Annotated in this window: 20 protein-coding genes and 1 pseudogene; 16 read left to right on the top strand and 5 right to left on the bottom strand. The window is 39.4% G+C overall.

The features are described 5' to 3' along the window. Positions 1–530 precede the first annotated feature (530 nt). The 5 genes and pseudogenes from ACFX4X_RS01070 (at position 531) to tagH (ending at position 8,548) form a co-directional block, all read left to right on the top strand. The gene (locus tag ACFX4X_RS01070) at positions 531–3,860 is read left to right on the top strand and encodes a CDP-glycerol glycerophosphotransferase family protein (RefSeq protein WP_284469235.1); all 3,330 of its coding nucleotides are present in this window, start codon (positions 531–533) and stop codon (positions 3,858–3,860) included. Between the two features lie 90 nt (positions 3,861–3,950). Beyond that, positions 3,951–5,489 (top strand): glycosyltransferase family 2 protein, encoded by a 1,539-nt coding sequence (locus ACFX4X_RS01065; protein WP_377380927.1) that lies wholly within the window; start codon positions 3,951–3,953, stop codon positions 5,487–5,489. 237 nt (positions 5,490–5,726) lie between these two features. Next, a pseudogene (locus ACFX4X_RS01060) lies at positions 5,727–6,932 on the top strand (CDP-glycerol glycerophosphotransferase family protein); the annotation flags it as partial. A gap of 3 nt (positions 6,933–6,935) precedes the next feature. Then, complete coding sequence (locus ACFX4X_RS01055) at positions 6,936–7,733, top strand: ABC transporter permease (protein ID WP_377380924.1); 798 nt, start codon at positions 6,936–6,938, stop codon at positions 7,731–7,733. Positions 7,734–7,750: 17 nt separating this feature from the next. Further along, positions 7,751–8,548 carry a teichoic acids export ABC transporter ATP-binding subunit TagH gene (gene tagH, locus ACFX4X_RS01050; protein ID WP_061465616.1) on the top strand — a complete coding sequence of 266 codons (798 nt, stop codon included), beginning with the start codon at positions 7,751–7,753 and terminating at the stop codon, positions 8,546–8,548. A 37-nt stretch (positions 8,549–8,585) separates the two neighbouring features. Here the strand turns inward: tagH and ACFX4X_RS01045 are convergent, their stop codons facing one another. From ACFX4X_RS01045 to ACFX4X_RS01035, 3 genes are read right to left on the bottom strand one after another with little or no spacing between them, the layout of a single operon-like run. Continuing rightward, positions 8,586–9,752 carry a glycosyltransferase family 4 protein gene (locus tag ACFX4X_RS01045; protein ID WP_377380921.1) on the bottom strand — a complete coding sequence of 389 codons (1,167 nt, stop codon included), beginning with the start codon at positions 9,750–9,752 and terminating at the stop codon, positions 8,586–8,588. Positions 9,753–9,776: 24 nt separating this feature from the next. After that, positions 9,777–11,300: a murein biosynthesis integral membrane protein MurJ gene (gene murJ, locus ACFX4X_RS01040; protein WP_284469238.1), complete on the bottom strand. Its 1,524-nt coding sequence runs from the start codon at positions 11,298–11,300 to the stop codon at positions 9,777–9,779. Between the two features lie 12 nt (positions 11,301–11,312). After that, positions 11,313–12,734 carry an O-antigen ligase family protein gene (locus ACFX4X_RS01035; RefSeq protein WP_377380918.1) on the bottom strand — a complete coding sequence of 474 codons (1,422 nt, stop codon included), beginning with the start codon at positions 12,732–12,734 and terminating at the stop codon, positions 11,313–11,315. 111 nt (positions 12,735–12,845) lie between these two features. On the opposite strand from ACFX4X_RS01035, the gene ACFX4X_RS01030 reads away from it, so the two are divergent. The 3 genes from ACFX4X_RS01030 (at position 12,846) to ACFX4X_RS01020 (ending at position 15,837) form a co-directional block, all read left to right on the top strand. Further along, positions 12,846–13,589 carry a WecB/TagA/CpsF family glycosyltransferase gene (locus tag ACFX4X_RS01030; RefSeq protein WP_284469240.1) on the top strand — a complete coding sequence of 248 codons (744 nt, stop codon included), beginning with the start codon at positions 12,846–12,848 and terminating at the stop codon, positions 13,587–13,589. 18 nt (positions 13,590–13,607) lie between these two features. Then, entirely contained in the window at positions 13,608–14,711 is a 1,104-nt protein-coding gene (locus tag ACFX4X_RS01025) for a glycosyltransferase family 4 protein (protein WP_377380914.1), read from the top strand. Between the two features lie 76 nt (positions 14,712–14,787). Next, entirely contained in the window at positions 14,788–15,837 is a 1,050-nt protein-coding gene (locus ACFX4X_RS01020) for a glycosyltransferase family 4 protein (protein WP_089361979.1), read from the top strand. Between the two features lie 208 nt (positions 15,838–16,045). Here the strand turns inward: ACFX4X_RS01020 and ACFX4X_RS01015 are convergent, their stop codons facing one another. Continuing rightward, positions 16,046–17,068, bottom strand: a complete 1,023-nt coding sequence (locus tag ACFX4X_RS01015; RefSeq protein ID WP_377380911.1) for an LCP family protein — start codon at positions 17,066–17,068, stop codon at positions 16,046–16,048. A gap of 173 nt (positions 17,069–17,241) precedes the next feature. Further along, a complete protein-coding gene (locus tag ACFX4X_RS01010; RefSeq protein WP_377380908.1) occupies positions 17,242–17,877 on the bottom strand; it encodes a YigZ family protein in 636 nt (211 codons plus the stop codon). Between the two features lie 628 nt (positions 17,878–18,505). On the opposite strand from ACFX4X_RS01010, the gene ACFX4X_RS01005 reads away from it, so the two are divergent. The 8 genes from ACFX4X_RS01005 (at position 18,506) to ACFX4X_RS00970 (ending at position 25,163) form a co-directional block, all read left to right on the top strand. Continuing rightward, positions 18,506–19,648 carry a sensor histidine kinase gene (locus ACFX4X_RS01005; RefSeq protein WP_061465607.1) on the top strand — a complete coding sequence of 381 codons (1,143 nt, stop codon included), beginning with the start codon at positions 18,506–18,508 and terminating at the stop codon, positions 19,646–19,648. A gap of 32 nt (positions 19,649–19,680) precedes the next feature. Beyond that, positions 19,681–20,364 (top strand): response regulator, encoded by a 684-nt coding sequence (locus ACFX4X_RS01000; RefSeq protein ID WP_061465606.1) that lies wholly within the window; start codon positions 19,681–19,683, stop codon positions 20,362–20,364. 194 nt (positions 20,365–20,558) lie between these two features. Next, positions 20,559–21,401, top strand: a complete 843-nt coding sequence (locus tag ACFX4X_RS00995; protein ID WP_284469245.1) for a DegV family protein — start codon at positions 20,559–20,561, stop codon at positions 21,399–21,401. 127 nt (positions 21,402–21,528) lie between these two features. Beyond that, entirely contained in the window at positions 21,529–22,935 is a 1,407-nt protein-coding gene (locus ACFX4X_RS00990; protein ID WP_377381066.1) for an ATP-dependent helicase ComFA, read from the top strand. Continuing rightward, positions 22,913–23,605 carry a ComFC family protein gene (locus ACFX4X_RS00985; protein ID WP_284469247.1) on the top strand — a complete coding sequence of 231 codons (693 nt, stop codon included), beginning with the start codon at positions 22,913–22,915 and terminating at the stop codon, positions 23,603–23,605. The genes ACFX4X_RS00990 and ACFX4X_RS00985 overlap by 23 nt, the downstream gene beginning before the upstream one ends. Before the next feature lie 98 nt (positions 23,606–23,703). Next, a complete protein-coding gene (locus ACFX4X_RS00980) occupies positions 23,704–24,123 on the top strand; it encodes a TIGR03826 family flagellar region protein (RefSeq protein WP_377380903.1) in 420 nt (139 codons plus the stop codon). 219 nt (positions 24,124–24,342) lie between these two features. Further along, positions 24,343–24,606 carry a flagellar biosynthesis anti-sigma factor FlgM gene (gene flgM, locus ACFX4X_RS00975; protein WP_061465602.1) on the top strand — a complete coding sequence of 88 codons (264 nt, stop codon included), beginning with the start codon at positions 24,343–24,345 and terminating at the stop codon, positions 24,604–24,606. Between the two features lie 68 nt (positions 24,607–24,674). Next, positions 24,675–25,163, top strand: coding sequence for a flagellar protein FlgN (locus ACFX4X_RS00970; RefSeq protein ID WP_377380899.1), 489 nt, complete (start codon positions 24,675–24,677; stop codon positions 25,161–25,163). The last annotated feature ends 2 nt before the right edge of the window (positions 25,164–25,165 follow it).

Genomic DNA, 25,165 nt, shown 5'->3' with positions numbered 1-25,165 from the left:
GAAGGACAGAGGATGAGTCATGTATAGACTCTAAACCTACCGGAGAACATTTTATAGACCCATTTAGCCTATTCCTGTATTGAAAGCGTTAACTATGATGTTAAGAATGCTCCTATGCTATTAAGTATCTTGATTTTGCTATACCCTTTCTATTCTGGCTGGCAACGGAAGGACATGCAAATGATTTTTACGTTAGTCCTTCCTTGGCAACGAACACATTGTGCTCAAGGGGACAGTCATTGGCTTGTAGAACTTGGTCTTTTAGCCGATTGAAGTAAAGGTGTTGCTTTCAACCCAAACGATATCAAAAAATTAAGATATGTAATATTCGATGTAAGCTGCAAGTGACTCACATTTAAAGGTTCTATTAGGATAAGCTAACCAATAATGTCCCATTTTGTATATTCAAGGCGATTTGGGTAATATATGAACATTTCACCTGATATTGAGGAAAAACCGAAAAAAGTTTATGATTTTAAAGTGCAATGAAAGATTCATTTATTTAAATAATTTGTTATAGGTGGTCTAAAATGATAAAAAAGCTTCTTAGAAAAAGGAAAGCAAGAAAAACCCCTAAAATTAAGTTGAAACAAGTTCTGTCCATTGTGCAAGAGGAAAATACGCTCTTTATAAAAGGTCAATTTTCAAAAGAACATTATTGTGCGAAAGAACTATGGCTATATTCTAGGGGAAATGAAGATCAAAAATTTAAAATAGCGGAATCGGTGGTTTCACATAAATTTGAGTTTGAAATAAATCTAATAGATTTAATCCGAAAATTAGAAGATGAACCCCATTCTGTTTATGACTGTTATATCAAAGTTTCCGTTCCAGTTGAAAATCTAAGCAAAAAATCAATCCTTAATATTGAACATAAAGCTGAATATGTAGAAGTATGCGAACAGGTTAATATTGAATATCCAATTCGTCTAGGGCGTTTTCAGGAAACATACACGAACAATTTAGGTTTTTATACCTATGAAGATAAACAAAGTATATTCTCTATAACCAATAAAGGGAATTTATCTCTTTATATCAATAAGACCCCTGAAATTTCGATTAAGTCTCAAATCGAAAAAATCACCAACAAATCGAAGACAATGCATATTAGTGGTCAAATCTTCACCAAGAATTCAAAGATAATAAAAGGTGAGAGCCTAGTAAAAGGCAGGCAAAGTGACAAAGAATATCAGGCAAATATATCTTTTATTCATAATAAGGAAATGAATATTAAGAAATATGGACTGAATCGATATATATATGATATGAATTTGGATTTAGAACAATTGGTCAGTGTGGATTTGGAAGATGATGTATATGATATTTACATGAAATTATATTTGCATGATCAGGAAGAGCCGAAAATGATACGCGTCGGAAGACCAACCACCAGAACTAAAATATTCACTAAAAAGACCGATGTTATCTCGGATAATGGAGTTGCTATAGTCAATCCATACTATACCTTTAAAGCAGCTAATTTATCTTTGGAAGTGTTTACCTTCCCTACGGAAACATATCGATACTTAAAAAGGATGATGGGGTGGAGGCGATTTCTGGGTTTATTTAAAAAGAAAAAGGATGTCTGGATTATTGGAGAAAGAACTTATAAAGCCCAGGATACTGGATATCATTTTTTTAAATATATGAGAGAAAATCACCCTGAAAAAGAAGTGTATTATGTAATAGAAGAGAGTTCTGTGGAAGCTAAGAACGTCGAGCCCTTTGGAAATATACTTTATTTCAAGTCAAAGGAACATATTAAAAAGACAATGGAATCAACACGTATTATTTCATCACATCATCCAGATTATTTATATCCTTTAAGGACATCTGAATTTAAAAATCGTGTTAAGGGTGTTAAGGTGTTTCTACAGCATGGTGTTATGGGTACTAAGAATATGGTGGCAAACTACGGGAAAAAGGCAACCTCTGGTTTTAGTACGGATGTTTTTCTAGTAAGTTCAGACTTCGAAAAGGATATGATCGTAACTGATTTTGGGTACAACGAAAAAGAAGTATTCACAACGGGACTGTCAAGGTTCGACTCGCTGTTTAAGGGTGATGTTTTAATAAAGCGACAATTATTGATCATTCCAACATGGAGAGATTGGATTACATCCGATGAAATATTTTTGGAAAGCGAGTATTTTGAAAGGTATCAGAAATTAGTGAATCACCCGGTTTTACATGATTTATCTAAAAATAATGGGTTTGAAATCATTTTTTGCCTTCACCCTAATATGCAGAAATTCACGTCTTATTTTAAAGATGCTCCAGTTAGGGTAATTAGTCAGGGTGAAGTGGATGTCCAAAGATTAATTAAGGAAAGTGCGATTATGATTACGGATTATTCAAGTGTAGCTTTTGACTTCAGTTTCCTGCATAAACCGGTGATTTACTATCAATTTGATAGAAACCGTTTTATAGGGAAAAGACCGTCACATTTGGATTTGGATAACGATCTTCCGGGTGAAATCGTTGATGAATTGGATGAATTGTTAGGTGTTTTAGCCGAATATGCCAAGTCTGATTTTGTCATGAAGAAAAAGTATATGGACAAGGCCGACCGTTTTATTAAATATCGCGATGTTCATTCTAATTCAAGGATATTCGAAGTGATTCAACATGCTGAAAAAGATCCAAATTCACTAAGTAAATTATATAACCATCCGGTTGTTAAGCTCTTTGTTAATCGATTTAGGAAAAGTAAAAAGTATTTCCCTGTTATGAAAAATGTATATAAAATTATGTCTAGGCTTATCCCGGTTGACAGGAATCTTATTCTTTTTGAAAGTGGAATAGGAAAACAATTCGCAGATAGCCCCAAGTATATATATGAAGAGCTAGTGAAAAGGGACAATAATTATAAAAAAGTTTGGGTGTATAATGGTAATTTACCGATAAAAGGAAAGAATACGAAGCTGGTAAAACGTTTAAGCCCGGAATACTATTATTATTTAGCTAAAGCCGGCTATTGGATAAATAATCAAAACTTCCCTACCTATCTAAGCAAAAGGAAGGAAACGACTTATATTCAGACTTGGCATGGTACCCCTTTGAAAAAAATGCTATTTGATATAGAAAATATACAAGGAAGAGACGATGGGTACTTAAATCGGGTTCATGGTGCAACGAGAACTTGGGATTATTTAATATCACCAAGTCCATATGCGTCCAAGGCCTTCAGAAGTGCTTTCAAATATGAAGGAGAAATATTAGAAACGGGCTATCCAAGAAATGATTTATTTTATAGGGAAGATGCTTCAATGACCGCCAAGTCCGTGATTGAAAAACTGAAGATACCAACAGGAAAAAAAGTCATCTTATATGCTCCTACATTTCGGGATAATCAAACATCTAAAAATAATAAATTTATTTTTGAGTTGAAATTTGATTTAGAAAGAATGAAAGAAGCACTTGGAGATGAATATGTCCTATTGTTAAGGATGCATGTTGTTATAAGTAATAATCTCAGCATCCCGAGTGAATTTGAGGATTTCGTTATAAATGTATCCAATTATTCAGATATACAGGAACTTTACCTGATTTCTGATATATTGATTACTGATTATTCTTCAGTAATGTTCGATTTTGCTAATACTGCTCGTCCGATTTTGTACTACACTTATGATATGGAAGATTACAGAGATAACATCCGTGGATTCTATATGGACTTTGAAAAAGAAGCACCAGGTCCTTTTTTAAAAACAACTGAAGAGATTATCGAAACTATTGGCGATATTGATGAAATAAACAAGCAATACAAAAAGAGATATAGTTTATTTAGAGAGAAGTATTGTGGAATAGAAGATGGTAAAGCTACACAGAGAATCGTGGATAAATTTTTTGATGATTGATTCCTTAAAGGGTATTTTTGCTTTTAAGTAACTGGTAAACTGGCTGCCTAATCGAAGCATGTGCCTCTACACATAAAGGAGAGGAACCGTATGAATTTTTTGGTGCGTCAAAAAGCGAGGGAACTTTTAAAGAGCAGCAATATTCAAATAAAAAATAATCCTTCAAGCTTAAGAAATAAATTTTTAGGAAAAGTTAAAAAAGTCACTGTAGTTACTGCTGCTTTTAATGCTGAAAAATTCATTAGAAAAACGATTGAATCAGTAATAAATCAATCCATAGGTATAGATCAGATTGAATATATCATTATAGATGATTGTTCGACTGATGATACCGTTAAAATTATTCAGGAGTATGCAGCTAAATATAAAAATATATGTTTAGTTTCCCTTCAGGAAAATAATGGGTCTCCTGGGACCCCCAGAAACATAGGAATAGAACTGGGAACATCTAAATATATAACTTTTTTAGACGCTGATGACTGGCTTGCTCCTGATGGACTGGAAAGCCTCTATAACATCTTGGAGGAAACAGGTGATGATTATGTAGTGGGCAAAACGGTAAAAGTCGAATCTGAGTCAGAGACTGTTATTGGTGAGTTTGCTTCTATTAAAGAAAGAAGAAGCATTACCCCATTGGATGTTCCGCACTTTTTTTATCATATGGGTCCAACGGCCAGAATGATGAATTTGTCTATGGTTAAAGAAAATGAAATTGGTTTTCCAAATATGAAATTCGGTGAAGATAAATGGTTTTTTACAGATGTTTTCTTTAAAGTCAGAGCAGTTTCAACTACTAAAAAACCTATTTATTATGTCAACAGAACTTCAGAAAATCCAAATTCTTTAACACGTGTTACGAATGTGTTAGATAAAAGAAAAGCGGATGTCGAAATAATAAGGTATATTCAATCCAAGGATATAGCCATTGAACTGAAAAGAGTGGCCCTTAACCGGATTTATGAGTACGATATTGTAAAAACGTTCGACAGTCAAATTTTTGTGAAATCCAAGAAAAAAGAAGATTTTATAGAAGTATTAAGGGATGCTGTCGAAACAACGAAAAACCTGTCATATGACTTTAAGAATGAATTTAAAGTCCCTATCTATAAATTTGCCATTGAATTATTCATGGCGGATCGTATTGATGATTTCGTAAGGTTATTTGAATGGTTAAAGCGAGATGCTAATAAAAAATATCTTATTAAAGATTGTTTGCCTTATTATGAACTTCCATTTCTGGAAGGTGATTATCGCTTCGTAAGGATACCGATGCTTGCTCGTGCAATAGATTCTTATGTTATCGATAATGTCTACCACCAGAGTTTTGAGATTTATGGTGATGATATAAACAACATAGAGTCTGTATTAATACGTGATAGAAAAAGAATGGACAATGAAATCAACTGTGAAGTTCGAATAGAAGGTAATAGAGGTCATTTTACTGTTTCATTAGATGAAATTGACCGAATGGAAAAGTCATTATTTACAGTGTTCATTCGATACAATGATTATCAATTGGTGAATATTAAAAGAATCCTGAAAAATAAGATGGCGTATAATAACAAAAATGTGGAGTTTTATACAACAGTGGCAAATAATTTGGGACTAGCTATAAAGTCTTTGGAGTAGCTGTTAGAGGTACACCAAAAATAAGCTCTCCCTTTTATTGGGCGAGCTTATTTTTAATTTGATATATTTGAGAAGAAGTTTGATGATGATTGTATGTAGTAGGTTATGGGGATTGTGTTAATAGGCTGATAACACAAAGAAAGACAGTGCTCCACGATTAATTATAATCATTATTCAATTATTACTAATTAATAAAAAGGGAGATCAGATATGTCAAATGAAACAATACAAACCTCAAAGAGACCTTCCTTTCTATCGCTATTAAAAAATGGGGCTAAAGCAATTATTTTAAGAGGATATAAAATGGCTTTTGCAATGGTAGGGCAAGTATTTCCAGTGGATCATAAGCTTGTAATATTTGAGAGTTTTTTAGGAAAGCAGTATAGCTGTAATCCACGAGCGATTTATGAATACTTGCAGAGTCACCATCCTGAATATAAAATGTATTGGAGCGTAGATAAAAGATATAGTGCTCATTTCAAAGAGGCAGGCATTCCGTATCTCAATCGTTTTTCATTCAATTGGCTGCTTAAAATGACCAGGGCCCGTTATTGGGTAACGAACAGCAGGCTCCCGCTTTGGATTCCGAAGCCGAAGCACACAATCTATTTGCAAACGTGGCATGGGACGCCATTAAAGAAACTTGCTGCAGATATGAATGAAGTACACATGCCTGGAACAACGACGGATAAATATAAAGAAAATTTCCATGCCGAATCAAGTAAGTGGGATTATTTAATTTCACCGAATGCTTATTCAAGTGAAATTTTTGCCCGTGCCTTCAATGTCGATACTTCTAAAATTCTCGAAACTGGTTATCCGCGCAATGATATACTTTACAATGGGAATAATCGTGATACAATCGACTCATTGAAACAGAAGTTGGGTATACCAATAGAGAAAAGGATCATTTTATACGCCCCTACTTGGAGGGATGATGAGTTTTATAGCAAGGGAAAATATAAATTTGAAATAAAACTGGATTTGAATCGAATGAAACAGGAGCTGGGGGAGGAGTATGTCATTTTGCTCCGTCTTCATTATTTGGTTTCTGAGAACTTGGATTTAACAGCTTATCAAGGATTCGCCTACAATTTATCCAATTACGAAGATATTAGTCATTTGTATCTTATTTCGGATTTATTAATAACCGACTATTCATCCGTATTCTTTGATTACGCAAATTTAAAGCGGCCGATGCTTTTCTATGTATATGATATTGAAAATTACAGGGACAAGCTTCGCGGGTTTTACTTTGATTTTGAAAAGAATGCGCCAGGTATGTTAGTAAAAACATCTGATGCGGTCATTGATAGTATCAGTGCGATCAAATTTGAAAATAACAATGAGTTCAATCACTTTCACGAACGGTTTTGTGCTCTCGAGGATGGCCAGGCTTCACGCCGTGTCGTAGAAAAAGTGTTTTTAGGAAGGTCTGTGTAATATATGAGTTCAGCTTTGACCGTTTTAAAAGAACAAATCAATAATTTTTATTTGGTAAGGCGTTTATCTGTTTATGAGGTGAAAAGTGCCAACAGTAATAACTATCTGGGAATCCTATGGGAAATCATCAATCCGATGATACAGATTGCGATTTATTGGTTTGTATTCGGATTTATAATCTTAAATCGCGGTGAACATTTCCTTCCATGGCTGATGGCAGGGATCGTTGTCTGGTTTTTTGTGAATCCTGCTATAACCCAAACGTCCAAATCCGTCTTTTCCCGACTGAATATGGTATCCAAGATGAGCTTTCCGATGAGTGTCATTCCTTCGTATGTCATTTTTGCTAAGTTGTATCAGCATCTTGTGCTGCTGGGGGTCATTATCATACTATTAGGTTTTACTGGATACCTCCCTACAGTTTACATCATACAACTGCCATATTATGTTGTCGCGACGGTTGCGCTGTTATTTTCATTTGGCTTAATCTCGTCAACCTTATCAACCATTATTCGTGATTTTCACAATATGATCGTGTCATTAATGAAAGTCTTGTTTTATTTAACACCAATCCTTTGGGTATTAGATGCTAAAGATCATCCAGTAATCGTTAATATCATGAAGCTGAATCCTCTATATTATATTGTGGATGGGTATCGAGCTTCGTTATTGGGGGAATCATGGTACCTAATAGTGAATTGGGAATATACGCTATATTTCTGGGCAGTCGTAATCATCTTCTTTTTGATAGGTTCCTCGCTGCATGTTAGGTTTAGAGATCGCTTTGTTGACTTTAAGTAAACTGGAAGTGAGAAAAGTTGGAAAAATCGGTAATTGTCAAAGATATAACGAAAAAGTATAAATTATATAATAAAAACTCGGAAAAATTATTGGATCTCCTTTTACCTAAAAGCTATGGGGAAGAGTACTTTGCTCTGAGAAATGTAAGTTTTGAAGCGGAAAAGGGCGATGTAATAGGATTTGTCGGGGTCAACGGATCCGGGAAATCCACATTGTCCAATATTATTGCAGGTATTATCCCGCCTACGGATGGAAATGTCCAAACTAACGGGAAAACGGCTTTGATTGCCGTTTCATCGGGCCTGAATAATCAGTTGACGGGCAGAGAAAACATTGAGCTGAAAATGCTTATGCTCGGATTCGATAAAAATAAAATCAAAGAACTTGAGCCTGAGATCATTGAGTTTTCAGAGCTTGGCAAGTTCATTGACCAACCGGTGAAATCCTACTCAAGCGGTATGAAGTCTAGGCTTGGTTTTTCCATTTCCGTGCATATTGATCCAGATATCCTGATTATTGATGAAGCCTTATCGGTCGGGGATAAAAACTTTGCTGAAAAGTGTTTGGAGAAAATGAACGAATTTAAGGAAAAAGGCAAAACGATGTTCTTTGTCAGCCATTCAATCGGTCAGATGAAGAAGTTTTGCCAAAAGGCTTTATGGCTTGAGTATGGAGAGTTAAAAGCATACGGTGCCATGAACGAAGTAATGCCGCAATATGAAGCATTCTTAAAAGAATATAACGCCATGTCTAAAAAAGAACAGAAAAAGTACCGTGAAGAACAAATGAAAAGACGTAGTTCAACACTGGTATGATAGTGAAAAGCAGACCCGGTCATCGGGTCTGCTTTTTTTAGTTAAGCACTTCATCATAAGTTTTCTCAAACCGCTCGGCAGCTGTAAGGTGGGAGTATTCGCTTTCCATTTTATTTCTTGCTTTCGTAGCTAACATTGTTGCATATTTAGTGTCATTAAGCAGAATAGAGATAGCTTGTGCAAGTGCTTCTATATTTTTTTCCTCAACTAACAGACCATCTTCACCATCAATGAGAATCTCCTTTAAACCTCCGATTGCACTTGCAATGACGGGTGAGCGGCAACTCATCGCTTCTAATGCAGATATGGAAGTCGCCTCTTCCACCCCGTGGGAATGAACACTTGGGATGAGTACGATATCCGATGCTTCATAGAGGCTATGCATTTTCTCGAAAGGCACTGAACCTAAGAAAAGTACGGAATCGGATAATTTGAGCCGTGCTGCCGTTTCCTCAAGCCGGGTTCGCTGTTCTCCTGTACCCGCATAGACCAATACCGTTTCAGGATGGTTTTCCAGCACCTCCGGAAGAGCAAGGAGCGGGTAGATGACACCGTTCTTTTCCGTCATTCTTCTAGGGACGAAAAGCATCTTTTTATGTAGGGGGATTTGAAAATCCTGACGGGTTTGCTTCCGCTTTTCCGTTTCCGGTTTGAAAGCTGACACGTCAATGAAGTTCTTGATCGTTTCCGCCTCTATATGTGCCAAATGATTTATATAGTCTTTTATCCTTTGATCGACCGTCACAACTTTTGCAGCAGACTGATAGGCTTTTCTTTCAAGCTCCCGAATGATTAAATCTTCTTCACTGTCCGGAAGGAGGGCGCCCCTGCTGACTGCTTCGAATGAATAATACCCATGGACGGTTTGTACCGTTGGAATCCCGGATTCAATGGAAGCAAGCGTTGCGAAAATGTCTTGGGCATTAATGACATCATAGTTCTTTTTCAAGCTTTTAATAGATGAAGCCAATAATTTTTGGCGCTGTTTGTCATTGAAAAGCTGACCGCTCCCTTGTTTTACTTTATTCAATAAAAAACCGGGAGCTTGGGCGAGTATCTTCCTCTTGAAAGGGGGCAATTGAGAGAAAGATAATATGTCCACATTATGGCCCCGTGACATTAACCCCTTTTTTAACGTAGTGATATGACTTGATAGCCCTCCTTCATGAGGGTAGTTGAAAATCGTCGTGATTAATATGTTCATAATGGCACTCCTTCTTCTAATTTATTACTTTGATCTTATCCTTTTCATTGCTTGCAGGCTGCTTACTTTAAAAAGCATGGCTAATGCGAAATATAATCCGAATACCAAAAGCGATATGATCACTAATTCCATAATGATGGGGAACGTTTCGGTAAGCGGATGGACCCAGAGCGCAAGTCCGAATATGATGGTTCCGATGATGATCAGCTTGCCGCTTTCCTGAAAAACATCCCTGAAAACGGCCTTGTCCGTTCTTTCTGTCTTTAACCACAGGAAGCCGAATAGGTAGAGAGATTGCAGGAGCATGGATATCCCTGTGGCTAAGGCAATTCCGCCGACACCAAGATAACGTGATAGGACCCAGCTGAGCAGGACATTAAGCAATACGGCGAACAGGCAGGAATACATGGCCACTTTTGTTTTCTTTAAGGCATAGAAGGCGTTCATCAAATAATCCCTTAATGCAAAGAATGGGAGGGAAGCTGAATAAAAGGTAAATGCATTATAGGTCGTTTCGGTGGCTGAAGCATCGAAAGCCCCGCGTTGGAAAGCCAGAGTGATTAAGCTGTTTCCGCTGATTAACATGACGATCATGAAAGGAATGGCTAAAAATAAAAGTGACTTCAGACCTTTTAAGGTCAAATTAAGGAAAGATTGATAGCCTATAAGTGCTCGCTCGACGATTGTAGGATACAATACGGTAATCAACGGCGTGAGGACAATGCTTAATGGCAGCCACAGCAGCCGATTCGCATAGTTCAGAGCTGATACGCTTCCGGTTTCGAGCGAGGTGGCAATGATCCGATCGACGACACTATTCAATTGGATCGCCAAAGCGGCGATGATAATCGGGTAAAAGGTGTACAGTGTTTGAACGATCTGCCTTTTATGAGGCAGGAAAGAGACGATGGGCCGGATTCCGAATCTCTTTAATGATGGGTATTGAATCAGGAACTGACTGGCCGCACCGAACACAAATCCCCAAGCCAGCCCTTCAACCCCAAAGGGAGCAGCGAACAAAACGGTGGCTGCTATAATGACCGTGTTTTGTGCAGTCGAAGTGAGTGCTGGAAGAATAAAACGCTTATTCGCATTCAGGACTCCCGTCGCCATGTATGAAAGTGTGAAAAATAGTAAACTTGGCAGCATGATTCGGGTCAGGGACTCCGTCAGAGCAAGTTCCGAATCAGAGAAACCGGGGGCTACCATTATGACGAGCGGCTTTGTGAAAATCATGCAGGCAATGGTCATTAATCCGGCTATCAACATAAAGAAGGAACCTAAAACACTGATGAATTCATCAGCTTTCAAAGGGTTATTCGCCTTCTTTTCCAAGTAAATGGGAATGACGCCTGCCTGAAGACCGCTGCCGAGGGCCGTAAATAAAATGGTTGGTATGAGGCTTGCCACGAAAAAAACATCTGCCATTGACGATGCACCGAAATAGGCGGCAATGATCGATTCCCGCCCGAATCCGAGGACTTTTCCAATGGCTGCAATAATAGTGACTAGCCCGACCGATTTAATTACATGTGAAAGAGTAGGCATATTTTCAATCCTTTAAATGATATCCTTTTGTAAACAGAAACCTAAACAACTATAAAAAAATAGTGTAAACGTTTTATCTTCTAGAATATTGTAAAAAAGTCCTGCTAGCAATGCTGCTAACATCAGGCAGATAGTAAATACCGTTAAAGTGCCATTTCTCGATTTAATGATTTTACGGTAGGTAAAAAGAATGAATGCAAGTACCGCGAGAAAACCCAGCACCCCAGTTTGAACAAGAATTTGGATATATTGATTATCGGTATACATCCTTTCACCAATTTTGTAATCCTGATAGATTGGTGAGGAAAAGGAAAGGGTGGCAGAATCTCCGAAGGTTGCTAGCCCTGTGCCAATTATGGGATGATCTTTGAAAATTTCAAGTCCCTTAATTAGGACATATAATCGGCCCCATTCTGTACTTTGGTGAAGAGTCGTATTAGAGAACATTTCAGAAAATCGATTGGAAAGGGCATGTTCGTGTTCGGAAGTGGGAGTGCTGCCAATTGCCATATTTTCCATGGGAACCGATGCGGATACCTCCACTTTACTTGAAGCGAATAGAACAGGGTAATAAATCAGAAGCAGGCCGAGACCGAATGCGCCTACAGCATATTTGAGAAATGATTTATTTCTAGTCCAGATTATAAACACGAGCGCCGCGAAGCCGAATGCAATCATCGTACCCCGTGAATAGGTGAGCAGTAACGTACCAGAAAGTAAGATGGACGCTAGAAAGACAAAGGGTTTATATTTTTTCAGCGACTGAAATAGAAAGAAACTAAGGAATAACTGAATGCTTAAGAATAAGGCAAATACATTAGGGTTGGCAGGTGCTCCATAAATCCTCATCCGGTTAGTTGGAGAAAGATTCCACATTTCCCATTCATGGGGCAGCAAGATCGTACGTGAAAAGATTTTCTCCAATATGCCATGCAGGCAAAGAAAAATTGTAAATATTAGGATTACCTTCAAAAAGCGAAAGATATCCTTTCTTTCTAGATTTAATTCACCGATAATGTATAGAAGTAAGAATGTAACAAGCAATGCCCGGAGTTCGAATAGGATGGGGAAGATACCCACTCCGTTTAGGAGTCCAGCTACTGCACCCACTAAACAAAACAACCAAAATGGCACAGTAAAATGATATTTAGAAATATGCCATTCGTATTTCTTGAAATTTTCCATAAGCAAAGAAATGAATAAGGTGAGGATGATCAGATCACCTGTATAGGTTAAGCCGCTATTCAGTTCCATCAATAAGGGACGGGCAGGGAAGTAAATGAATAGAATTAATAACAGGTTTTTTTTATTTATACCGATAAAAACGAGCATTAACACCGTTGCCATGTAACCGGTGATAGGGTGAGGCACTGCTAATGGGACGAGCAGGCACATGATTAGAATGAATAACGATTGTTTTTCTATAAATTTCAATTGATTAACCACCTTTGAATCGAAAATCACGTTCTTTGATGTGTATGAAAAAATTTCTTGAATAATACCCCACCCTTTAGATGTATAGTACATATGAAAGGCTGAAGTGAAATGACAGAAAAGTTTGTTGAGATACTATCCATACCATTCATCGATAGCAATATGGATGAATTCATGAATGAAATGATCTATCCAAGATTAATGAATCAGGAAAAAACGTTTGTCGTTACGGCAAATCCAGAAATAGTTGAGTATGCAAATGAACATCAGGATTATAAGGACATCATTATATCGGCTGATTACATCACTCCGGATGGCATTGGTATTATTATGGCCTCTAAATGGCTAAATCAACCTTTACAAGAGCGGATTACAGGATTCGACTTGATGAATGAATTATTTCGGGTGGCTGATGAAAAAGCGCTGAAGGTATATCTGCTCGGAGCGGAGGAACAGGTTATTGAAACAGCGGCCCTTAAAGCAAAAGAGCTATACCCTGGCCTCGAGTTGGTGGGATACAACCATGGTTATATCGATATTAAGGACGATAGCCTGGCCAAGTCCATAGCGGAACTTGAACCTGACATCATTTTGACTGCATTAGGGTTTCCTAGACAGGAAAAATGGGTTTCCAGGCATTATCCGTTATTTAAAAAAGGAATCTTCATGGGAGTTGGGGGAAGCTTTGATGTACTTGCAGGAAAGGTGAACCGCGCCCCGGTTTTCTGGCAGAAGATGCGTCTTGAATGGTTGTACCGACTGATCCAGCAACCTTCACGGTGGAAACGGATGCTTGCTTTGCCAAGATTCGTATTCAAGGTTAGACGGTTAAGGAAAACGGTACAGCGTTCCTGAACATAAGGAGTGGAATGGATGAGAATCTTGCACTTAAACGCTGGCAATGAAACTGGCGGCGGTATGTTTCATATTATGTCCTTACTGAACCAATTGAATAAAGAGGAGTGCTTGCTTGGTGTATTTGAAGATGGTGAACTTTACCGGCGGGCCATGTCTTCCGGGATACAGGCCGAACTTTTCAAGCAACATTCCAAATTTGACCTTTCAATTTTGAAACCTTTACGGGACTTTATCCGTCTTAATAATATAGATATCATCCATACCCATGGACCGCGGGCGAATATATATGGTGCCTTTTTAAAGCGCTTCATTAAACGCCCTTGGCTCCTTACTGTTCACAGTTCACCTCATCATGACTTTTTAGGCCAGGGTGTAAAAGGAAAATTGTTTACGGGACTTCATGTAAGGTCATTTAAATATGCAGATCATATACTGGCAGTTTCCGATCGCTTTAAGCAAGGCTTGATTGACCAAGGAATCGATTCGTCCAAAATAACAAAGATCCTAAATGGAATCGACTTTGAAAAGGAATTGCCTTTCCCCTTTCAAAGAGATGATTTTGGGTTTGGGGCAGATGATTTCATCATCATCATGCCTGCAAGGCTTGAACCGGTGAAAGGTCATGAATTTGCCTTAGCGGCATTAAGTGAAGTGGTATCGAAATTCCCCCATGTAAAGCTGTTGCTTGTAGGGGACGGGAGCAGGAGAACTGCTCTGGAAGAGATGGTCTCGGAAAAGGGATTATCCGATCACGTGTCCTTTTTGGGGTATCGTGAAGATTTAGAAAGAATCTACCCGATGGGGGACGTCACATTATTGACTTCCTTAAGCGAAAGCTTTCCACTGGTTTTACTTGAAGGAGCAAGGTCCGGTCTTCCCGCTATCACTAGTGATGTTGGCGGTGTAAAGGAATTGATTCCGGATGGGGGAAAGGGCTGGATTACAGATATAGGAAATGTCGATCAACTGAACTTGGCGATCTGCAATGCTTTAGAATTAAAAAAATCCGGGGACCTGACAAAGATAGGGTCGGATTTACAAAAATTTGCAAAAAACAACTTTTCTATAGAGATTTTAGCCAAAAACGTATATAATGTTTATTTGAGGATGAAAAATTAAAATAAGCATTTATATATAGGTTTTCTTATAGATCGTTACGGGTATTAGATTTTTAGTTGAATTGAGGTGGTTCTTGATGTTAATAGGGGCCTTGTTGGTAGCCTTTTTATTATCCATTTTTTTGACTCCTTTTGTCGGAAAGTTGGCCTTTAAATTAGGAGCTACCGATAAACCGAGTGAGCGAAAAGTGCATAGTAAAATTATGCCGCGCATGGGCGGTTTAGCTATATTTTTGAGTTTTTCCATTACATTCTTAATTTTTACGAATGACTTGTGGGAGCAATTGCCTCTTCTAGTAGGTGCTCTTGTCATCATATTAATTGGAATGGCTGATGATATATATGAATTAAGAGCTGCACCCAAATTCCTTGGCCAGATTTTGGCTGCCCTCATTATCGTATTATGGGGCGGTCTTCAAGTGGAATTCATCAATTTGCCGTTCATTACCGATACACTTGAATTTGGTGTTTTAAGTATACCGATCACCATTTTGTGGATTGTCAGCATCATTAATGCAATCAACCTAATAGATGGACTGGATGGTCTTGCAGGCGGTGTCTCGACAATTGCATTAGTGACAATTGCAACAATGGCCCTTATCAAAGGGGACCTATTCGTTGCCATGGTCGCATTGATTGTGATTGGAAGCACTCTTGGCTTTTTGAAATATAACTTTCATCCGGCAAAGATTTTCATGGGAGATACAGGCGCCTTATTCTTAGGTTACATCATTGCTGTCCTGTCCCTGCTAGGGTTTAAAAACGTTACGATGATTTCCTTGATCGTACCGATCATCATCTTGGGTGTTCCCATTTCGGATACATTTTTCGCGATTATCCGCAGGGTCGTCAATAAACAGCCGATTTCGGCTGCTGATAAATCCCATTTGCATCACTGTTTGATAAACTTGGGATTCACTCATAAGCAGACTGTCTTGCTCATTTACGCTTTAGCTGCTTGCTTCGGCTTAGCGGCGATAATCTTTTCATTTGCAACGATGTGGGGAGCTTTGATCCTTGTAACCGGACTCCTGCTGATCATAGAGATTTTTGTGGAGAAAATCGGTTTGGTCAATTCAAACTATCAACCATTGCTGAAGATGCTCAACTTTAAAAACAAGCCATAATGCTTTGCAAATAGATTAATAGATTTGAATAGATGAAAAGCCTCCAAACGTTACTATAAACGGTTGGAGGCTTTTTTGGCATTGATAAAATAAAAGAACCCTTCTATCGGTTATCCCTGACTTGGAAGTGGAGTAGGAATTTCAGAAGTGAGCCGGATGATTCATGAAACAAGGAAAACCCCACTACATGAAGAGTGGGGTTTTCACTTTATTCTTTTATTTGTGATTGAACGGCCTCAGTTTGATTGCCTTCTTTTGGTCCCAGGTTCAAGTGGGATCGAAGTATCTGCTTAGCGTTCGCTACTGATGTATCGTTTAGTTGATAATAATAGGTTCCGTTAATGTAAGAATCCTGACCTTCAAGTTTGATGGTTTCAAGATTAAGTCCCTTATCGGTAGTCACATATTTTATGAAACCCTTAATTTGTGAGAATTGTAGGTTCGTCGTCATATTGTCACCGACAGCTTCCATTACGTCTGTATATTTCGTTATGGACCCAGCAGAAGTTGCTTTGGCGACGATGGCTTTAAGGACTTCCTGTTGACGCTCACCACGTTGGATATCACTGTCCTTTTTACGTGTCCTTGCAAAGGCTAATGCTTCTTCACCATCAACGGTCTGTAATCCTTTTTCAAGATGGATGCCATTCTTCTTGTCATGTGAATCCAGTTCATTTATTTCATAAGGTACGTCGACTTTGATTCCATCCAATGAATCCACGACATCGATGAAAGCATTGAAGTTCATGCGGACATAATAATCGACAGGGATATCGAGTAACTCCTCAACTGTGTCCATCGTTGCTTTTGGTCCACCTGCAGCATGGGCCGCGTTGATTTTCGTGGTTACGCCTTTGGCTGGAACGTACACATAAGAATCACGGGGGATGCTTAAAAGTTTTATGGATTTCTGATCTTTATTGAATGTAGCCAAGATTAAAGCATCCGAGCGTGAGTGTCCTTTATAGTCACGTTTATCACTATCATCGATCCCTATGAAAAGAATCGAGAAATTATCTTTGAGGGGATCTACCGTTTCACTCCGCTTGGCTGAAGCTTCAACCGGGTCATAGGAATTCTTGAAAACATCCTGGGCTTTCAAATATATAGTTGCAGCATACGTAGTGGCCCCTAGACCAAGTACCAGTAGGGGAACAAGCAATAACCAGAGCCTCTTCCGCCTTTTTTTCTTTGTTTTTTTTACTTTATAGACACGCCTAGTAGTAGACATCTTTTTCTTCTCCTTTTAAATAGCGAACATCAGACATAAATCGCTATTTTTCGAATCCAATATATTTCGTCATATATTAATCTTAATTTTACAATGATTTAATAACTTCGTAAAATATATATTTCTTTTCAATTATATTACAGCAAAAAAAAGGAAAAATATGCAGGAGAAAATCAAGTGAATTCCTGTTCCAAATAAAGCATTTCGCCTTCTGTGATTTGGCCTTGACCATTTGTCAGCTCTGTCATCCAGGCGGTATATGCCTCTTTTTGTTTTTCTTCAACATATACTTGGATATCGACCTGTTCAAGGTACTTGATTTCCTTTATTTGATAAATAGAAGATCGCAGTTCATTTTCTAATTTTCCAAGCCAAGTATAGTCGACGGTTGTCGAAATGACCCGCATTAAGTTTCTAATGACTACACCAGTGGCATTTATTCCTTCTGAAGTCGCTTTACTGTAAGCGCGAATGAGACCTCCTGCACCAAGTTTGATGCCACCAAAATACCGTGTGACGACAACGGCGGTGTCTTTCAGTTCTTTTTTCTTTAGAACTTCAAGGATAGGGACGCCTGCTGTACCGCTAGGTTCTCCATCGTCAAGGGCTTTTTGGATTTGATTTTGTTCTCCTATCATATAGGCTGAACAATTATGTGTTGCATCTTTATGCTTTTTCTTGATTTCCTGGATAAAGGCCTGTGCGGCTTCTTCGGTTTCGACCCTAGCGATGTGGGAAATAAAACGGGATTTTTCAATGACGATTTCATGTTCGCCGCGTCCTGTCACCGTTAAATATTGAGTGAGCATATTATTCCACCTTCGTACTTCCTATTAGTTGATTCATTATAAGGCTTTGCGGAAAAAGTGGCAATGACGATTCTATTTCATGCCGTATGTGTAAAGAAACTTTAATATAAGAAAAAGCTGTACGTGTTATAATTAATTCTATTGCCTGCTATTATTATTAGCTGATCATATATGCTTAAAAGAATAACAATGTAGGAAAAACATGAGTTCTGTGCCATTATCTTGCCTTGTCCTTAACGTGTCCTCTCATTTCAAGGATTTTGCCATTTACTAAATGCATCTGTTTCATATGATAATCAATGGAGCGGAATATCCCATTTGATAGAAAAGGATAATTTGTATTGGGATAATAGAAATGGCTTTCTGCCTTTGATGGGTGACTATTACATGATCCCTAATAGCCGATAATATGAGATGGAAAGTTATTGCACATTTTGTGAAAATCAAATAAGGAAAATAACGTATTATTATTATTTTTTTGGTACAATATGTTCATGAAGGTTACTTTATACAAAAGTTTCCTGAAAATTAGCCATTCATGAAAAAGGAAAAAGAACTTTTTTCCATATACATAGTCTTTAAGACAAGAAATTGTTTAAGTCTTTTGATTTAAGTGGAGGGGATCTTAATGTCCATAAAAAAGGTTGATGCTAAAGCATTGGACAAGATCTTAGAAACAATGGTGAGCACTGTTAGTGAAAGTAAGGATGAAGTCTTTGATATCGGCGAACAATGCCGAAACGACTTTGAATCATTAACAAAAGAGCTCGACGATGTGAAAATTAGGGTCGCCATTGTGATAACCGACAGCGATGCACTGGACTCAAAGGCCAGGTTTGCTCGAAAAAGGCTTTCCGAAGTCAGTATGCACTTCAACCATTTTTCTGAAGAACAGGTACGCGATGCTTATGAAAGGGCACATAAGCTGCAAGTCGATTTGCAAATAAACAGGCAATTGGAGAAAGAGCTCCGTAATCGCCGGGATGAACTTGAATTAAGGTTAAGAGGTTTACAGCAGACGATCGATAAAGCGGTGCATCTCGTCTCTCAAATATCGGTTGTACAGAATTATTTGATGCAGGATCTTAAATTTGTAGGGGAAGCCCTCCAAGAAGCGAAACGCAAACAGGACTTCGGCTTGAAAATAATCGAAGCCCAGGAGCAGGAACGTAAAAAGCTCTCACGTGAAATTCATGATGGTCCGGCTCAAATGCTGGCGAACGTCATGATGCGTTCTGATCTGATAGAGCGAGTGCAACGCGAGAGAGGTCCTGATGAAGCGCTGGTTGAAATTCGCAGTTTAAAGGTCATGGTAAGGAATGCTTTATATGAAGTGCGCAGAATCATCTATGATCTTCGCCCTATGGCACTTGATGATCTAGGCCTTGTACCTACCCTCAGAAAGTACCTGCAAACGACCGAAGACTATAATACTGGCGTGCATTTGAATTTCGTCAACCTCGGGCAGGTCAAAAGGCTTCCTTCCGATATGGAGGTCGCTTTATTCAGGCTGGTTCAGGAGGCTGTACAAAATTCATTGAAGCATGCGGAGCCAAAACAGGTTCAAGTTAAACTGTCCATTTCCAAAGAGATGGTGACCGTCGTCGTCAAGGATGATGGAAAAGGGTTTGACTCTTCGATCCAAAAGGAAGGTTCATTTGGCTTGGTAGGCATGAGGGAGAGAGTCGAGCTGCTCGAAGGTGAAATGACGATCGATTCACAACCAGGGGCGGGCACTTTGGTGTTTATACAGATTCCCTATCATTTATAAATTTTAGAATAGAAACTAGGAGGAAGAAGCCGTTGAAGACTAGTATCATCATTATCGATGACCATCAGCTTTTCCGCGAAGGCGTAAAGCGTATATTAGATTTTGAATCATCCTTTGATGTTGTTGCCGAGGGCGATGACGGAAGCGAAGCTATGGATCTCGTTGAAACACATAAACCGGATGTTGTTATCATGGATATCAACATGCCGAATATGAATGGGGTCGAAGCAACAAAAATGCTCGTGAACCGTTACCCTGAAACAAAAGTAATCATCCTTTCCATTCATGATGATGAAAACTACGTACAGCACGCATTGAAAACGGGAGCACAAGGTTACCTGTTGAAGGAAATGGACGCAGATGCGTTGATTGATGCTGTTCGTGTAGTCGCTGAAGGCGGCTCATACCTTCATCCGAAGGTTACCCATAATTTAGTTAAAGAATATCGCCGCTTGGCAGCCGAAGAGGGTGCTGATCGTGATTCCGTACATGCAATAGAAATCAGGAGGCCGCTGCACCTATTGACTCGACGCGAATGTGAAGTACTTCAACTTCTAGCTGACGGAAAAAGCAACCGTGCCATCGGTGAAACCCTATATATCAGTGAAAAGACAGTCAAGAACCATGTGAGTAACATTCTTCAAAAGATGAATGTGAATGACCGTACACAAGCGGTTGTCCTTGCCATTAAAAATGGCTGGGTAGAAGTGAAGTAATTAAAGTATTCGATAAGTCCGGCTCTTCAGTTTCCGCAATGCGTGCTGAAGGTCCGGGCTTTTTTTGATGGCTCGATTTGACTAATTTTACATATTTCCGGTAATGAAGAAAGCTATTTAATGCAAATAAAGGCAATTTCAGATAGAATGGTGAATGAGATACAGAGTAAATTTTTATAAGGATGGTATTATTTATGAAAACCGCAGTCGTAACAGACAGCACTGCATATATACCTAAGGAAATTCGTGAACGTTTACATATACATATGATGCCGCTTAATGTCATTTTTTCCAATGAAGCTTACCGGGAAGAAGTGGACATTGCTGCGGATGAATTTTATGAGGAAGTAAAGAGGCAGGAGAAATTGCCGACCACTTCTCAGCCCCCAATCGGGCAGTTTGTCGAAAAGTTCGAGGAGCTGCAAAGAGAATATGATGATGTTATTTCGATTCATTTGTCGAGTGGTATCAGTGGTACGTATCAAGGAGCGGTATCGGCAGGTGAAATGGTCGAGGGGGTTAGGGTACATGCCTTTGATTCGGAAGTCAGCTGCATGGTCCAGGGGTTTTACGTGATCGAGGCGGCTAAGATGGCACTTGATGGTAGTGCTGCAGGAGAGATCATGGCCAGGCTCGAAGAAATGAAACCATCGGTCAGGGCATACTTCATGGCAGATGACCTATCCCACCTACAGCGCGGTGGACGCTTAAGCAGTGCCAAAGCATTGATTGGCAGTCTGCTTCAAGTAAAGCCGGTCCTCCATTTTGTTGATAAAATCATCGTCCCATTTGAAAAAATCCGTACTAGAAAAAAAGCGATGAAACGAATTGCCGATTTACTTGGAGAAGACGCTGCGAGTGGAGAGAAGTATAAAGCTGTCATTATTCATGCAAAGCGAGAAAGTGAAGCTAAAGACTGGAAAACCGAACTCGAAGCACGATTCCCTAATGTCGAGTTCGATATCAGCTACTTCGGTCCAGTAATCGGAACGCATCTGGGCGAAGGCTCGATGGGGATGGGCTGGTATAAAATATAAGCTGGGACGTCTTTCCTTCGAAAAAGAGGAAGGCGTTTTTTTATGAGCAAAAAGGGATCTGAGAGTAAAAAGCGAATGATATGGAGGAGTATAGTTTATTAAGAAAGAAGGTTACAGTTTGGAAAATATGGTCATTCCCCCCTTTTTTTCTCCGGAACTTCAGCACCATCTCACGGGAAGGCACCTTTTGGCCTTCGAAATCCCCTTCTCGCAGGAACTCATCGCAGGGCATCTCAAGAATGGGTATGTCTCGGAAACTTACGGAGTGCAGTCCAGTAATGGCCTGTTTAACTGTGTGCGCTGCGGTAACAAGGATCAAGCTTTGTTTTATACGTTCCCATGCAAGATTTGCAATCAGGATTGTACTTACTGCCGCTCATGCATCATGATGGGAAGAGTCAGTGAATGTACAAAGTTATATAGGTGGACCGGTCCGGGTTTTCAGTTTGAGATACCTGACAATGTGCTGAGTTGGGAAGGCACTTTATCTGCAGGTCAACAATATGCTTCTGACTGTGTCGTCGAGGCGGTAAACGGAAAAGGTGAATTCCTTGTATGGGCTGTATGTGGTGCCGGTAAGACGGAGGTCCTATTTGCAGCGATTGAGGCAGCCTTGCTTGCTGGGAAACGAATTTGTTTGGCAACACCGCGGACCGATGTCGTTCTCGAACTCTCACCAAGGTTAAAAAAAGCCTTTCCTGCCATTGAAGTCACGGCGCTCTACGCCGGCAGTACAGATCGACATGCGTTTTCGCCACTAACTGTTTCTACGACCCATCAGCTATTCCGTTTTATTGAAGCCTTCGATGTCATCATTGTTGATGAAGTCGATGCGTTTCCCTACTCAATTGATGATTCGCTGCATTATGCAGTTAATAAATCAAAAAAGTTTTCTGCCGCAACCATCTACTTGACCGCCACACCTTCGAAACGAATGCAGCGACTATATCGAAGCGGCAAATTGAAAGCCGTTATAATCCCAGCCCGCTATCATCGTCAGCCAATCCCTGTCCCTGAAATGAAATGGAGCGGCAACTGGCAAAAACAATTTCATCAAAAAAAGATTCCTCCCGCAATCAAAGGATGGGTATGTGAACGACTTGAGCAGAATATCCCCTTCCTATTGTTTTTCCCAAGCATTCAAGTGATGGAGCAGGCACTTCCGCTGTTTCAAATGCTGTCCCCTAAATTATCGATTGTCCACTCACGGCACCCTGACCGAAAAGAAAGAGTAATGGCATTAAGGAATGGAATGGTTCCTGGATTATTGACCACGACCATCCTGGAACGCGGCGTGACAATTGAACGGTTGGAAGTAGCCGTGATTGGTGCTGAACATAAAGTGTTTTCAGATAGTGCCCTCGTCCAGATTGCCGGCCGGGTAGGGAGGAGCTTTGCTAACCCTGCCGGGACGATCAGTTTTTTTCATTACGGTAAAAGTAAAGCGATGGTTGAGACGGTTCACCATATACAAATGATGAATAAAGATGCAATGAAAAGGGGGCTGCTGGATGAAGAGATGCCTAGTTTGTGATGAAGGAATGAAGGAAGCATTGACATGGAGGAGCCTATTGGTGAGGGCTGAGGCAAAGGTAATTTGCGAAAAGTGTGAGGGGAAACTTAATAGGATAACCGGGGAAACATGTACAATGTGCTCAAGGGAGCTGGGTAGGAATTACAGTACTGGTGACATCTGTCTGGATTGTTCAAGATGGGAAAGGAATAGGGAATGGTCCGGCTATTTGTCGAAGAACATATCGCTATTTCATTATAATGAAGACTTAAAAGATATTATTGCTAAATATAAATACCGAGGGGATTATGCATTAGCTGAGGTATTCGTCCCTTTTTTGAAAGACAGGTTAAAGGACATGGAGTTTGACCTGGTAACGGCCATCCCGCTTAGTGATGAACGGCTTAGGGAGCGGGGATTCAACCAGGGACAAGCTTTGGCAGTACTTCTTGGACTTCACACTGCCGAGATCTTAACAAGGATCCATACGGAAAAACAGTCAAAAAAGTCACGTCAAGAGAGAATGTCATTACCCCAGGTTTTTCAGGTCATACAAACGGATTTGCTGGAGCATAAATCAATTTTGATCATCGATGACATTTACACTACAGGCACAACGCTCAGGCATGCAGCCAAGGCATTAAAAACGGCTGGGGCCAGAGAGGTATCATCCATCACCCTGGCAAGGTGAAACAGCTAATTTTAATAAACGTCCTAAAGTATCGCTGGTATTATTCGATATATACAGTAATAAGAATAATCGTTGTGATGGTGAGGGAGGGAAACTCAATGGGAATATTCAACTGTCCAAACTGTAATTCGTTATTCGTTATGACGAAATACCGTGATCTATGCGATGCCTGTTATAAAGAAGAAGAAGCCCAATATGATAAAGTGTATGCCTATATTCGCAAGAAAATAAATAGAACGGCGTCCATGATACAAGTGGTTAAGGAAACTGGCGTTGAAGAAACTTTAATTATTAAATTTGTGAAAACAGGAAAGCTAAGGATTTCGCAGTTTCCCAATCTAGGAATTCCTTGTGAAAAGTGCGGCATTCACATCAAGATCGGAAGGTTATGCGGCAAGTGCAGCGATTCCCTCGTTACGGATTTGCAGGCATTTGAAAGTGAGGAAAGGCGCCCAACTGAAATTCAAGGAAATGATAAAAAAAATACGTACTACATGAAGGATGATCAAAAAGGGTAGATATCATGGCGAAAGCATGCATGATTTGTTAAAATATCCGATATTGAGAACAATATTCGACAATGGTTGTCGAAGGAAAGATTACAGGAAACAATAAAAGGAATCTTTGTCGATAATAACAATAGGGTGAATAACACAGTCCAGAGCATTCTCATGGTCTGCTGAAGAATCATATTGTTATGGGATTAAAAAAATCGACCGAAGGAGAGGATCTGGAATATGAAAATCAATAACATCGGTATGACAGGTGTTAACCCGTATAATCTTCAAGCCAATAAAACGGGGAATATCAAAGAGTCTAAGGTCAATGCCTCGGATAAAGTTGAAATTTCTTCAGCGGCAAAAGAAATGCAGCAATCATCTCCGATTCCTGCTGCTAGACAAGCAAAGGTGGACGAACTGAAAATCCAAGTTGAAAACGGAAATTATAAATTGAATGCCCAGGCAACGGCTAAAGGCCTCATCGATTTTTACCGGAAATGAACTAAAGTTTGAATGAAGTGGACGGGACCAGTTTCCGTCCTTCATTTATGAGCAGAGGAGGCAGCAAAATGTCTGCACGGAACATCATCGAATCGCTTGGAAAATTGATCAAGCTTCATAAAAGCTTCAATCAATTAGCGATAAGAAAAACGGCCATTTTGAAAGCAAGTGATACCGAGGCAATTACTGCCCTGCTGATTCAGGAACAAAAGCATATTAAAGCAATCAGTCAAACCGATATGGAGAGAGAGGGGGCAGTCAAGGAATTCCTTGCAGTAAATGGAACCGTGGGAAAGAAGGCCTCCATCCACGCCGTAACGGAACTGACAGGACCAGTTGAAACGGAAATCATTGAACGGCTAAAAGCGGAATTGATTGATGAAGTGACTAAGCTGAAAGAGCGGAACGGTTTAAATCAGCAATTAATCTATCAATCCCTTCAATTCATCAATGTCTCTTTGGATATGCTGAGGCCGCAGAATCAGAACTTGAATTATGGGGATTCGGTTAAAAAGCCGGTAAAAAGCGTCATGGCAATGTTTGATTCAAAAGCTTAAGA

Source organism: Peribacillus sp. YIM B13481 (assembly GCF_042787985.1).
Lineage (GTDB): Bacteria > Bacillota > Bacilli > Bacillales > DSM-1321 > Peribacillus > Peribacillus simplex_A.
This window is presented reverse-complemented; position numbering and strand designations above follow the sequence as displayed.